Source organism: Liberiplasma polymorphum (assembly GCF_043951795.1).
Taxonomy (GTDB): domain Bacteria; phylum Bacillota_I; class Bacilli_A; order Izemoplasmatales; family Izemoplasmataceae; genus Liberiplasma; species Liberiplasma polymorphum.
The window spans coordinates 1-14,245 of sequence record NZ_JBIOAG010000045.1; the positions used below are offsets into that span (position 1 = coordinate 1).

At 34.7% G+C, this 14,245-nt stretch carries 11 protein-coding genes; 7 read left to right on the forward strand and 4 right to left on the reverse strand.

The window, feature by feature from the left end; genetic code table 11:
• Positions 1–18 precede the first annotated feature (18 nt).
• The 3 genes from ACHAJD_RS08760 to ACHAJD_RS08770 are packed head-to-tail and all read right to left on the reverse strand — an operon-like array spanning position 19 to position 3,041.
• The gene (locus tag ACHAJD_RS08760; RefSeq protein WP_435585489.1) at positions 19–1,107 is read right to left on the reverse strand and encodes a GGDEF domain-containing protein; all 1,089 of its coding nucleotides are present in this window, start codon (positions 1,105–1,107) and stop codon (positions 19–21) included.
• Between the two features lie 55 nt (positions 1,108–1,162).
• Complete coding sequence (locus ACHAJD_RS08765) at positions 1,163–1,936, reverse strand: rhomboid family intramembrane serine protease (RefSeq protein WP_435585490.1); 774 nt, start codon at positions 1,934–1,936, stop codon at positions 1,163–1,165.
• Between the two features lies 1 nt (position 1,937).
• Positions 1,938–3,041: an alkaline phosphatase family protein gene (locus ACHAJD_RS08770; RefSeq protein ID WP_435585491.1), complete on the reverse strand. Its 1,104-nt coding sequence runs from the start codon at positions 3,039–3,041 to the stop codon at positions 1,938–1,940.
• Positions 3,042–3,140: 99 nt separating this feature from the next.
• Between ACHAJD_RS08770 and ACHAJD_RS08775 the strand changes: the two genes are divergently transcribed.
• Entirely contained in the window at positions 3,141–4,304 is a 1,164-nt protein-coding gene (locus ACHAJD_RS08775; RefSeq protein ID WP_435585492.1) for an iron-containing alcohol dehydrogenase, read from the forward strand.
• A gap of 29 nt (positions 4,305–4,333) precedes the next feature.
• Here the strand turns inward: ACHAJD_RS08775 and ACHAJD_RS08780 are convergent, their stop codons facing one another.
• Positions 4,334–6,673 carry a helicase C-terminal domain-containing protein gene (locus tag ACHAJD_RS08780; RefSeq protein WP_435585493.1) on the reverse strand — a complete coding sequence of 780 codons (2,340 nt, stop codon included), beginning with the start codon at positions 6,671–6,673 and terminating at the stop codon, positions 4,334–4,336.
• A 132-nt stretch (positions 6,674–6,805) separates the two neighbouring features.
• Here ACHAJD_RS08780 and ACHAJD_RS08785 point away from each other — a divergent pair, with 132 nt between their 5' ends.
• The 6 genes from ACHAJD_RS08785 (at position 6,806) to ACHAJD_RS08810 (ending at position 14,245) form a co-directional block, all read left to right on the forward strand.
• Positions 6,806–8,764 carry a fructose-1,6-bisphosphatase gene (locus ACHAJD_RS08785; protein WP_435585494.1) on the forward strand — a complete coding sequence of 653 codons (1,959 nt, stop codon included), beginning with the start codon at positions 6,806–6,808 and terminating at the stop codon, positions 8,762–8,764.
• Between the two features lie 181 nt (positions 8,765–8,945).
• Positions 8,946–10,034, forward strand: coding sequence for a pyruvate dehydrogenase (acetyl-transferring) E1 component subunit alpha (gene pdhA / locus ACHAJD_RS08790; RefSeq protein WP_435585495.1), 1,089 nt, complete (start codon positions 8,946–8,948; stop codon positions 10,032–10,034).
• 1 nt (position 10,035) lies between these two features.
• Positions 10,036–11,022, forward strand: a complete 987-nt coding sequence (locus ACHAJD_RS08795) for an alpha-ketoacid dehydrogenase subunit beta (protein WP_435585496.1) — start codon at positions 10,036–10,038, stop codon at positions 11,020–11,022.
• 13 nt (positions 11,023–11,035) lie between these two features.
• Complete coding sequence (locus tag ACHAJD_RS08800; RefSeq protein ID WP_435585497.1) at positions 11,036–12,415, forward strand: dihydrolipoamide acetyltransferase family protein; 1,380 nt, start codon at positions 11,036–11,038, stop codon at positions 12,413–12,415.
• 10 nt (positions 12,416–12,425) lie between these two features.
• Positions 12,426–13,799: a dihydrolipoyl dehydrogenase gene (gene lpdA, locus ACHAJD_RS08805; protein ID WP_435585498.1), complete on the forward strand. Its 1,374-nt coding sequence runs from the start codon at positions 12,426–12,428 to the stop codon at positions 13,797–13,799.
• A gap of 119 nt (positions 13,800–13,918) precedes the next feature.
• Positions 13,919–14,245 carry a PadR family transcriptional regulator gene (locus tag ACHAJD_RS08810; protein ID WP_435585499.1) on the forward strand — a complete coding sequence of 109 codons (327 nt, stop codon included), beginning with the start codon at positions 13,919–13,921 and terminating at the stop codon, positions 14,243–14,245.

Below are 14,245 nucleotides of genomic sequence, written 5' to 3' on the forward strand. Positions count from 1 at the left end.
CTTCGAGTCCTTATTTTTTTATTTCATGATGACACGGTTACGGCCTTTATCTTTTGCTTCATAAAGGGCTTGATCGACTTCTTTATAACTATCTTTAAAACCATCTTTTATTTCATGATTTAAGCGGGTAATCCCGATTGAAATCGTAATCATAAGTTCTAAACCATGTACTTTAAAGACATTGTTTTGGACCATGACACGGATACGGTCTGCTAATATTCTTGCCCCTTCAGGGGTTGTATGAGAAAGTAAAAACATAAATTCTTCGCCACCCCAACGTGCAACGGTATCAGATTCACGCACACGGGATTTAAAGATTTCAGAAAGTTCTTTCAAAATTTCATCGCCTACATCATGGCCGTAATTATCATTAATCGTTTTAAAATGATCGATATCAACTAGTAGTAATGAAGCTTCATGATTGTAACGTCTATTAATACTTGCTTCATAAGCAATTTGTCTTTCAAAAAAACGTCTATTAGGAAGTTTTGTAAGGGGGTCAATGGTTGCTAAGATTTCTAGTTGTTCATTTTTAGTTAATAATTCTATTGTGTAATCTAGTTCACGGGTTAAATAATGATAAAAAACAGTAGAACTAAATAATACACCGACATAAATTATAGTTGCATTAATTAAATGCGTATATAAAATATCTAAGTTATCTTGAAAAATAAACACTCCAATAATGAATAACAAATAGGGAATTGTATAAATAACAATATTCCAATAAGGTCTAATGTAAATAATGAGTCCGAAAGTAAGTAAATGAACAGTAAATAATGTGATATGTCCGTGAGAAAGCTGATCAAACATGCTTATAACAGCAACAAGTATTAAAACTGTAAACACTGTCCAAAGCGGTAGTCGCTGGATACTTTGGTGCACCTCAAGCGGTGCATGGCGCTTTAAATATAGAAAAATAAACAAACTTATAGATAAAACAGCTAAAATAAAATGCAGTGTGTAAGAAATCACAACGAGTTCATGAGCATTTTCTATTAACCTTACGCGTTCAACTTGTAATAAAAATAAGACCTCTATTAAAAAGATCCCTAAAAGTAAGATGCGTAAACGGCGAATATTTCTTTTAGCAATAGCCTGTTCCATAGTATCACCTCATAAAATATTATAGCATAAAAAAAGATTGCATAGTATGCAATCTTTACCAAACTCTTCGATCATCATCGTCGTCATCTTCATCATCTACAAAAACGACTTCATCTAAATCTTCAATATCCCAATCTTCATAATTATAGGGGTCATGAGGATTTTCAAACCCTTTAGATTTTTTATAATAAGGGGTTTTACCCGTTAATAATAACGCAATGATAAACCCACTAAATAATCCGCCTAGATGACCCGCAGTACTAATATTTCCAAAGAATGAAAAGACCACATTAAGTAAGATTATTCCGCGGATACTTGAGATATCTTGTGGGCTGAACCAGTCTGATCTTACCATCGTTAAATAAAATAAAAATCCCATCGTTCCAAAGATTGCCCCACTTGCCCCAAGCGTTGATACGATTCTAAAGCTTTCTAAATAAACAAAACTATAATACTCCCAGCCGTAAACAATTAAACTAGAGCCTAATCCAGAAACAATCAGTGCAATTAAATATTTTTTAGAACCAATTAAACGTTCCAAACTAGCCCCAATAATATAAAATCCAAAAAACGTATTAAATAAGTAATGTAAAAAACTTCCATGTAAGAATATGGCAGTGATTAATCGATAGTATTCCGTATTTAAAGCAACGGTGTTAGGGCCGATTTGATCGAAAGTTCTAATGGCACCTAATTGGCCTAAATTAATACCAAATACAATTAAGAAATTTTGTAAAATAAAGACAATTGAAATAATTACAATCATCACAAAGCTTACAGGGTTTGATTGAGGAAAAGTATTCAATCTGTTACTAGATAATATTGGCACGCTACATTCCTCCTTTAAAGAAAATAAGTGGGACTAACATTTCGTCATCTTTTAGTCCTGCGTGGTGCGCGATGTGTTTTTTATCTTGTGATAGTTCAAAGAAATAAACATCAGTCGCAATGGAAATATAATTCCCTAAACACGTATCTACAAAAGGATGTTTTTTTCCATGACCTAAAAGGCCTGTTTTAAGAAAATCATCTTTTTTATATAAGGTGAAAAAATCTCCATACTTCTTATTAAACAAAGTTTCAAAGGTTTTTGTTTGATTTTCTTTAATAAAAAATGTGGTAGCACGAGGTTCAATTGAAGGGTTATGTTCAAAAGTATCTACAAGCTCAGTATCACTAAACAAATCAATAGGGACAACATCAGTTAACCCATGATCGGCTGTGACTATAACTAATGTATCTTGACTTGCAAGGGCTTGAAGTCTTTCCATAATGTTATTAAGTTCTATAGCTTTAGCTTTAGTTTCCTGGCTATAGATACCAGTTTTATGTTCGGTTAAGTCTGGTTCTACAATATAGAAGTAACTTAGGGTTAAATCATGTTTTTTAGTAAAGTCTAAGTATGCTTTAATCCCGTGTTCAACACTCGTGTAACCGGCTTTATCAATTGGATAAGGGAAAAAGATTTTTCCCGTTATCTCAGGACGTAATTTTGTGATTTGGTCAATAAAACTTTCACGGTTAAAAAACGTCTTTAAATCAGGATGTATGACTTTTTTTGAATCATAATAGTCTTCTTCAATAAAGACTGTGAAATACGTATCATAATCTTTAAAAAATTGAAACCACCCTAAAAACCCACTTTCATAAGGAGTTAACCCAGTAAGAACTGCGGTTGTTGCTGCAGTAGTAGTTGGTGGGAAGACTGAGGTAAGGGTAGTTTTAAAAGCGCTATTTAAAAGCGCAGTATTTGGAAGATGCGCTTTTAGTAAGTTCACACCAAAACCATCCATTAATACTAACACAATATGTTTATATTCTTTCGTTAATTCTTCTTTTAAAATTGGTAACGATGGATGATTGGTATTGTTACCAAAATGTTCGTTTATAGTTGCGGTGATATTTACAATTGATTTTTTATAATTTGGAACCATTGACTTCACCTAACTTTCGTATGTATAGTTTAGCGATAAATGAAGATTTTTTCAAGGAAAAGCACTTGATTTGTTATAATAGAAGCGAGGAGTGATACAATGATTAACTTTATCTATCATAATCCAACAAAGATTATTTTTGGAAAAGATCAAATTGAAGCACTAAGAACTGAGTTATTACCTTATCAAGGGCAAAGTATATTACTTGTATATGGAAAAGAGTCAATAAAAAAAATTGGGGTCTATAAGATTTTAATTAAAATTTTTAAAGATTTAAAAATCAAACACTTTGAAGAAAGTGATGTGCGTGCAAATCCAAGTATTGAAAGTGTCATAAGTGGGAGAAAGACCATTATTGAACAAGATATTAAATTTGTATTAGCTGCAGGTGGCGGTAGCGTCATTGATGCGGCTAAAGCAATCGCTTTTAGCCCGTTTGTGGATGAAGATAAAGTATGGGATGTCTTTTTAAGAAAGACTGATGCTAGTGAAGCTTTACCTTTGGGGGTTGTTTTAACCCTTGCAGCAACAGGCTCAGAAGCTAATGGAAATACCGTCATCACCAACGATAAAACAAATGAAAAACGCGCTGTGGCGTATCCGTTTATTTTCCCACGTTTTGCGATTATTGATCCAAGTTACACCATGCATGTAGAAAAACATTTTGTGATTGCAGGGTGTATTGATATTGTCATGCATGTATTTGAACAGTTCTTCTCAAATACACAACGTACAGAAACCAGTGATTATATGAGTATGGGTATTGTAAAAAGTGTGTTTGAAAACTGTGATCGTTATTTAAGAGGCTATGATTCTTATGAAACGCGTGCAAATATTAGTTGGGCCGCAACAATTGGATTAAACTGGATATTAGCACAAGGTAAAGTAGGCGATTGGGCAAGTCATCGTTTAAGTTATCCAATTACACAGTTTTATGGAACAACCCATGGGTATGCTTTATCAACGATTTACCCTGCGTGGCTTAAAACCACGTTAAAACATAATCCAATTACGATGAAACAACGCCTAACATTCTTAGGTAGAGAACTCTTTAACGAACAAGACCCTGAAAAAGTGATTGATGCGATTCAAGCCCTCTTTAGAAGTTGGGGAGCGCCAACATCATTTGAAGAAGCAGGGATTCAATTAGATGATGCATCACTTGAAAAACTAGTTAGTAATGCGCTAGCACTTGGTAATGTAGGAACGGTTGTTTCTATTGATAAACCGATTGCGAGAGAATTATTTGAACGCGCTAAATAGTATAAAAAAGTCACCCACTGGGTGGCTTTTTATTTTATGCTTTTCCAAAATTTTTCAATTGAATCTGAAATATAATCATCTTCTGTAATAAATGCAGCTTGCTTCCAATGACTTGGGAATAACGCCTTATATTTAGCAAGTTGGTAACGGCTATCAAATAAGATAGCAATACCAGCATCTTCTTTAGTTCTAATGACTCTACCCACGGCTTGAATGACTTTGTTCATTCCAGGGTAAGTATAGGCATAATCAAAGCCGTTATAGCCTTTACTATTATAGTAGTCTTTTAACAGTTCATTCATCACATTAAACTGTGGCAGTGCGACCCCAACAACTAAAACGCCACTTAACATATCCCCAATATAATCAATGCCTTCACTAAAAGAACCGCCTAAGACTGAAAATAAGATTTTAGAATCTGTTCCTGTTTCCTTAAAACTGGTTAAAAAATCTTCACGTTCAAATAAATTCATCTCTTTATTTTGAACCATAAGCGTATAACCGCTTGCATCAAATTGTTCTAACACCATATTCATATATTGATAACTTGGGAAGAAGACAATGTAATTCCCTTTTTTGCCTTCAAGCATCGCATAAATGGTATCGATGATTTTTGTGACGCTTAAGTTTCTGTCGCGATATTTTGTGCTAGTTGATACATCAATCATTAACCCTAAACGGCTCGGATCAAAGGGACTTGGCACTTCAAATTTCACCCCGACCCCTTGGGTAAGTAAACTGGCATAATAATCTACAGGATTTAACGTTGCACTAAATAACGTGGTGCCTTTAGCGCGTGAATCAATAATTTCTTTAACCGGTTTTGAAGCATCAAAACAAACAATGTTAAAAAGCACATCATCTCCACTAGTTTCAATGGTGAAACGGAAGGCATCGGTATAATATTCACTAATGCGAATAAACTGAACAAGTAAAAAATAAGCATTTCTAATATCTTTTCTTAAAGGATGTTTTTTATACGTTTGTAAAAGTTCATCTAATTTGTTCATTAAAACATGGGTTTGATTAAGTAAGATTGGATCAATGTGCTCATCTACATAAAATTGTGTTTTAATAATGTCATGAGTATTAATCAGAGTCTCCATGGTTTGAAGTAACTGATTAATAGTGCGTTTAGGACTAGGTTTAAAGCCTTCAATCGTAGTTAGTAATGTTTTAATTTCATTTAGTGTAATGGTAGAAGAATACATACTTCTAGAGCGGTCTACTAAGTTATGGACTTCATCAATTAACAGTTTAGGTGTATAGTAATCATCTTCAAAATAACGGATGAGTTTAATTCTTGGGTCAAACACATAATTATAATCACAAATGATAATGTCAGAATAGTTAGAAATCTCTAACGCAAATTCATGTGGGCATATGGTATGAAGTTCCCCATAAGCTTTAATGAGTTTGGCATCATAGACATCATCATGAACAAATATGTCTTCTAACCCACCTTTTAAACGGTTGTAAAATCCTTTTGCGTAAGGACAAATCTCAGGATCACAGTCCACTTCATCCATTAAACACATATTTTCTTTTGAGTTTAAAGTAATGGCTTTTATTTTTAAGCCATTAGCTTTTAAGGTTTCAACCGTTTCAACGGCGATGGTTTTACCCGCGTTTTTAGCCGTTAAATAAAAGAGTTTTTCTTTATCATTACTTAACGTTTTTAAGCCTGAAAATATCGCCCCAATCGTTTTTCCAATCCCTGTAGGTGCGGTAGCATATAAAATATCTTCTTTCATTAAGGTTTGGTAAACAGCCCCCATAAAATGGTATTGACCTTCGCGGAAAGCATCAAACGGAAAACTTAAGCCCTCAAGCGACTTCATTTTATTAAACTGATGTTCTTGATAGATTTTTTGCCACTGGGTATATTTAACAATTGATTCAGTGAATGCTTTTTTTAATTGATCAAAGCGCATGCGCTTTGTGAAGGTTTTAATGGCTTCAGTTTCTGTATGAATATAGGTAAGCCATAAAGTAATACTTTTTAGATTATGGTTTAAACAATAAATATATCCATATATTTTAGCCTGCATGAGATGCGCAGGAAAAGTGGTTTCTTCAATAAGACTTAAATCGGTTTCAGTGGATTTAATTTCTTCAATGATTAACGTATTATCACGTTTTAGTAAACCATCCATTCGGCCACTTACATGGTATTCAAAATCTTCATAAGGAAAAAACGTTTCTACAAAGACTTCTTTGTGCTCATCTTCAAGATACGTTGCTTGGCGTTTCATATGTAATTTTGTGCCAATGAGTTGTGCGTTTCTTAATTTAGTCTGATTTGATAAATCACCACTAGCATAACTAAATGTAACTAAATCTTTCGCACTAATTCTAATTTTTTCCATAAAAAAACTCCGTAAAAGTGATACTTCATTTTACCATACTTTATTTTATATATATAGAGATACTTGATTGTTTAAACGACGACCTTATGATAAACTATCATAAAGTATGTCATTGCTTTAAAGGAGTGTTTTATGGATTATGAAATTAAATATTTAGAACTACTAAGTAATGAATTTCCAACCGTACAATCAGCTTCAAGTGAATTTATAAACTTAAATGCGATTTTAAATTTACCAAAAGGCACAGAACATTTCATTACAGATATTCATGGTGAATATGATGCGTTTAATCACTTTTTGAAAAACGCCTCAGGAATCATTAAAGAAAAAATTGATCAATTATTTAAAAACTTAAGTGAGGCTGAGCAAAATCGTCTGGCTTTTTTCATTTACTATCCTACTGATATGCTAAACAAGTACCAACAAAAACTATCAAAAAAAGGTTTCAATGAACTATTAAAAGAAGTCATCTTTTATATGATAGAGCTCTCTAAACATTTAGCGACTAAATATACCAAAAGTAAAGTAAGAAAAACACTACCAGAAGAGTATTCTTATATTATTCAAGAACTCATTTATGAATCAGGTTCTCATGAAGATAAAGAACGTTACTATCAATCGATCATCGAAGCAATATTCGAAACCAAGCGTGAGAGTAAGTTTATTGTTCAAATCAGTAAATTTATTAGAAATTTAGCGATTGATAGATTGCATATTGTAGGAGATATTTTTGATAGAGGCCCAAAACCACACCTAGTCATGCAAAAACTCATGACAAAAAAACATGCCGATATTCAATGGGGAAATCACGATATTATTTGGATGGGCGCTGCAGCGGGTAGTAAAGTTAGTGTTGCCAATGTCATAAGGATTGCAGCACGTTATAACAACTTAGATTGCTTAGAAGATGGATATGGCATTAACTTACTCCCTCTTGCACGTTTTGCATCTAAAGTGTATGCTGATGATCCTTGTACACACTTTATTCCAAAAGAGTCTGATGTTTTAACCCATGACCAAGATGAACGTTTGTTTGTGGCTAAAATGCATAAAGCCATTACCATTATTCAGTTTAAACTAGAACGCGATGTCATCTTAAGAAACCCATGTTTTAATTTAAGTGATCGTTTATGTTTAGATAAAATTAATATCAAAGATGGCACCGTCAAGATCAACGGGGATACTTACCCATTAAAAGATACCCATTTTCCAACCGTTAATTTTAACGACGACCCGTATAAACTTACCCATGAAGAAAAAGACATCATTAATCATTTAACCCAGCTATTTAGACATAACGAGATGTTACAACTGCATGTGAAATATTTATTCCAAAAAGGCAGCATGTATTTAAAATACAATAACAATTTACTCTTCCATGCAGCCATTCCAATGAACGAAGATGGCACCTTTATGGTGCAAAAAATTGATGGGATTAATTATAGCGGTAAAGGATTATTTGAAGCGTATGAGCGTAAAATACGTCATGCCTATTTAAACCGTTACAGTAAAGATAATAACGACTTAGATTACTTCATGATGCTTTGGCAAGGAGCGAGTAGTCCTTTATTTGCTAAACACGCCATGAAAACCTTTGAACGCTATTTTATTGAAGATAAAAAAGCGCATAAAGAAATCATGAATCCTTACTTTAAATTACGTGAAGATGAGAAAGTTTTAGACACCATTTATGAAGCTTTTGAGTTAAGTAAAAAACATTCAAAAATTATTAACGGGCATGTCCCACTTGATGTGACAAAAGGCCATCAAGTCGTTCTTGCCAATAAACGTATTTATAATATTGATGGTGGTATGAGTAAACAATACGTCAAATCTACCAACATCGGTGGGTACACCCTTATAAGTGATTCCTATGCTTATTTCTTGGTCTCTCACGAACGTTTTGCCTCATACAGCCAACTCATACACCAAGAACGTGATATCGTTAGTGTCACAAGATATGAAGACTTAAACACAAGAAGAACTTATATTTACGATACCGATAAAGGCAAAGAATTAAAAGATAGAATTAACGATTTAGCTAAACTCATCGCGTGTTACCGCGACGGAACAATTAAAGAAAAAGCTTAAAACATACCCTTTGCAAAAAGGGTTTTTTTATACCCAAAAAAGACTTATTTAAAAAAAGTACAAAAAAGTGTATATTAGATGAAAAAAGTTAAGTGATACGTTACACTAATAGTGTCATTATGTGTGACTTATTTTTTTCAAAAAAACTATTTATAACAATTCTAATTAAGGAGGAACACCCATGATATTAGACAAGTATGATCCACTCAAAAAAGAGATGTTTCAAGTCTTAGATAAAGACGGTAAAGTCGTTAACAAAGAACTTGAACCAAAAATTGATGATGAAGTACTCTTAAACATGTACCGTGTCATGTCTTTAACTCGTATTGCAGATATCAAAGCATTACAATACCAACGTCAAGGACGTATGCTTACTTTTGCGCCAGTTTCTGGACAAGAAGCAGCACAAATCGGACCGATGGCTGCATCAAAACCTGAGGACTTTTTAGTTCCAGCATTTAGAGAAATGGCAGCGATGCTTTATAAAGGCGTAACCCTAGAACAAGCATACCTATATTGGTATGGAAATGAACTTGGATCACGTTTTGATGATGGCGTTAATGTAATGCCAGTAAACGTACCAATTGGTTCACAAATTAACCATGCGGCTGGAATTGCCTATGCATCAAAATTACAAAAGAAAGACCAAGTTGCTTTCACCTATATTGGTGATGGTGGGACTAGTCACGGAGAATTCCACGAAGGGATGAACTTTGCATCAGTCTACAGCGTCCCAATGATTGCCATTATTCAAAATAATCAATACGCGATTTCAACCCCACGTGCAAAACAAACCAAATCTGAAACTTTAGCACAAAAAGCAGTTGCTTACGGAATTCCAGGGATTCAAGTTGATGGAAACGACGTTTTAGCAATGTATGCAGTCGTTAAAGAAGCACGTGAACGTGCGGTTAAAGGGGATGGCCCAACGTTAATTGAAGCATTTACTTATCGTTTAGGACCACATACTACCTCAGATGACCCAACAATTTATAGAAAAGATGAAGAAGTTGAAGAATGGAAAACAAAAGATCCACTCCTACGCTTCAGAAAATATTTAAGTAACAAAAAACTATGGAATCAAGACAAAGAAGATGCCTTACAAAAAGAATTAACAGACTTTGTCGGAACAACATTTAAAAAAGTTGAAGAATCAGGACTTGTACCACTTGATGATATCTTCGATTATACTTATGGTGAATTAACCAAAGAGTTAAAAGAACAAAAACAAGCTTATCTTGAATACTTAGAAGAAAGTGAGGGCAAATAATATGGCACAACTAACATTATTACAAGCCATCAACAAAACCCTTGAACAACAAATGGAATTAGATGAATCCGTTGTAGTATTTGGTGAAGATGCCGGTTTTGAAGGCGGTGTATTCCGTGTAACTGCAGGACTCCAAAAGAAATTTGGAGAAGCCCGTGTATTCGATACCCCAATCGCAGAAGCTGCGATTTTAGGTAGTGCTGTTGGGATGGCCGCAAACGGGTTAAAACCAGTCGCTGAAATTCAGTTTTCAGGATTTATGTTCCCAGGATACAATCAAATCGTGACACACATGGCGCGTATGCGTAACCGTTCACGTGGGAAGTTCAATCTTCCAATTGTTATTCGTATGCCATATGGTGGTGGCGTTAGAGCCTTAGAACACCATTCAGAATCATTAGAAACTTTATTTGCACATATTCCAGGGTTAAAACTCGTCATACCTTCAACACCGTATGATGCAAAAGGATTACTTGCAGCTGCAATTAAAGATCCAGACCCAGTTATTTATATGGAACCAAAACGTATTTATCGTGCCTTTAAACAAGAAGTCCCAGATGAGGATTATATTGTAGAAATTGGTAAAGCAAAAGTGGTTAAAAAAGGGAAAGATTTAACTGTTGTTGCTTGGGGACCACTTGTAAGAGAAGTCCAACAAGCTTTAAAATTACTTGAAGAAAATGGTGACAAAATCGATGTGGAATTAATCGATCTAAGAACCATTGCCCCAATGGATACAGATACCATTATTGAATCTGTTAAAAAAACTGGACGTATTTTAGTCGTTCACGAAGCGGTTAAAACATTAGGAATCGGTGCAGAAATCATTTCACGTGTAAACGAAAAAGCGTTCTTCTATTTAGAAGCACAGCCAACACGTTTAACAGGATTTGATGTAACCGTACCACTTCCAAAAGGTGAACATCACTTTATGTTAGAACCAAAACGTATTGCGCACGAAATCAAAAAATTAGCGACATTCAAATAAGGAGTGAGACCACATGTATGATTTTAAATTCGCAGACATTGGTGAAGGAATCCACGAAGGTCAAATCCTAAAGTGGATGTTTGAAGTCGGGGACAAAGTTGAAGAAGGAGATACCCTTTGCATCGTTGAAACCGATAAAGTAAACGCAGAATTACCTGCGCCTGTATCAGGTGTCTTAAAGAAAATTGGAGCTAAAGTCGGTGAAACAATCCACGTTGGTGAAACACTCGTCTTAATTGATGAAAATGGCGATGGAAGTAGTGAAACCGAATCTGAAGAACCAAAAGAAGAACCAAAAGAAGAACCAAAAGAAGAACCAAAAGAAGAACCAAAAGAAACTAAAAAAGAAGCATCAAAAGATTCTAAAAAAGAAGAGAAAATTGCAGAAGGCGATAAAGATGATAACGCAAGCGTTGTTGGGGCTTTAATCGTTTCTGATGATGTTCTTGAAGATAGTGATGAACATAGCGCTCAAGAAGATGCGCCTACAAGAACCCGTGCCCTTGCAACACCAGTAGCTCGTAAAATGGCTAAAGATTTAGGTGTTGATATTAATCAAGTTAAAGGGACAGGTCCACAAGGCCGCGTTATGAAAGAAGACATCCAATCTGCAAGTAAAAAAGAAGAATCTTCACAAGCAACCACCACAACTGCTGGTACTGCACGTAGTTTCCCTATGCCTAAATTACCAACTGAAGGGACAAGAAGAGAAAAAATTACTAAACTTAGAAAAGCAGTGGTTCAAGCAATGGATACATCAAACGCACTCATCCCTGCAACTACCGTTATGGATGAATTTGATGTGACTGAACTTGTAAGATTCAGAAAAGATCAAAAATCTAAAGCAGAAGCAGCTGGTGTTAAGTTAACATACCTACCACTTATTATTAAAGCTGTCGTCCTTGCTTTAAAAGAATATCCAGTATTTAATTCAAGTTTCGATCATGAAACTGAAGAAATCGTTTATAAAGAGTTTTATAATATCGGGATTGCTGTAGATACAGAAGTGGGATTAATTGTTCCAAATATCAAAAATGCAGACCGTAAATCAATCTTAGAACTCGCAAAAGAAATTGATGAACTTGCACAAGATGCAAGAGATCGTAAAATTCAACTCAATCAACTTCAAAACACCACATTCTCAATCACAAACTATGGTGCATTTGGTTCAAAACTTGGAACACCAGTAATCAAACACCCTGAAGTGGCTATTTTAGGTATGGGTGCCATTACTAAGCAACCTGCAGTCATTGATGACCAAATTGTGATTCGTGATATGTTCCCTGTATCCTTAACGATTGACCACCGTGTAATTGATGGTGGCGATGCGGGAAGATTCTTGGTGAAACTCCGTGAATTATTAAGCGATCCTATTAAATTATTACTAAGTTAGGAGTGACTATATGAAAAAACATGATATCACCATTATCGGCAGCGGACCTGGTGGCTATGTGGCGGCTATTCGTGCGGCACAACTTGGACAAGATGTTGCAATTATAGAAAAAGAAGCTGTAGGTGGCGTCTGTTTAAACTGGGGATGTATCCCAACTAAAGCATTACTAAAAAGCGCTAAAGTCTATGACTTAATTAAGCATGCAAAAGATTACGGGATCAAAATAGATATGAAAGATGTAAGCTATGATTTCCCTGATATGATCCACCGTAAAGATAAGATTGTAAAACGTCTTACAGGTGGTGTAAGCGCGCTACTTAAGAAAAATAATGTTACCCTTTATATGGGTGAGGCTAAAGCCATTGATAATCATACTGTAAAAGTAAATGACGAAACCATCAAAACGAAAAAACTCATTATTGCTACAGGTGCAAGCCCAGCGTTTCCACCGATTGATGGGTTAAAAGAAGCGTTTGATAAAGGCATTGTTGTGACAAGTAAAGAAATCTTAGACCTTAAGAAACAACCTAAAGAATTAGTTGTTATTGGGGGCGGAGTAATTGGACTTGAATTTGCAACGGTCTTTAATACCCTTGGGACTAAAGTAACCGTCATCGAACGTTTAGATGATATTTTGGTTAGCGTAGACCAAGAAGTTAAAAACGTCTTCAAAAAGAAAATTAAAAAAGATGGAATTAACGTCTTACTTAATGCTGCCGTTACTAAAATTGATGGCAATAAAGTAACCTATAAATTAGATGGTGAAGAAAAAACCATTCAAGGCGATAATATTTTATTAAGCGTTGGAATGAAAGCAAACTTAAAAGGCTTTGAAGCGCTAAATTTAACTATTGAAAAAGGCTGTGTTGTAACGAACGAATACATGCAAACAAATGTTGAAGATGTTTACGCGATTGGCGATGTCAATGGTAAATTCATGCTTGCACATGTTGCAAGTAAAGAAGGGACTACTGCAGTAGAACATATCGCTGGGAATAACCATCCACTTAATTATAAAATTGCCCCAGCTGGTATTTATACCTTCCCTGAAATCGCTCAAGTAGGGATTACAGAAGAAGAAGCTAAATCACAAAAATTAGATTACTTAGTTCAAACCTTCCCGCTTTCTGCTAATGGTAAAGCCTTAGCTGAGGGAGAGGCTGAGGGCCTTATGAAAATTATTGCCTCAAAACAATACAATGAAATATTAGGGGTTCATATTTTAGCCCCATCGGCAACTGAAATGATCTCAGAAGCAGTACTTGGTATGACACTTGAAACCACCGCTGATGATATTGTTGCGGGGATTCATCCGCATCCAACCCTCTCAGAAATGATGCATGAAGTTGCACATGGTATTGTGGATAAACCGATTCATATTTAACTAAAAGTAAAACGATGTTTGAATTAATATTCAAGCATCGTTTTTAATTATATATGAGGATAGGTTATAATAGATGTAGGGAATACCCTTAAAAATTTAAAAAGAAATTTGGTGAAACCATGATTACTTCTAGTGAGTTCATTAAAGGTTATACTGAGATAATTATATTAGCCATATTATCTAAGAATGATGCTTACTTATATGAGATTACAAGAACCATAAAAACCGTGTCAGACGGCCAAATCACAATTAGTAATCCGTCCGTTTTTACGATGCTTAAACACTTGGTAGAAGAAGGGGAAATTGAAATCTACCAAGATGAAGAGCATGTAAAATCAAATAAAAAAATGTATCGATTGACTGAATATGGTAAACTGGTCTTGTCTAAGCAACGTGTTGAATATATAGCCTCTTTATATCATTTAATTGCTTTAATTAATCAGTAA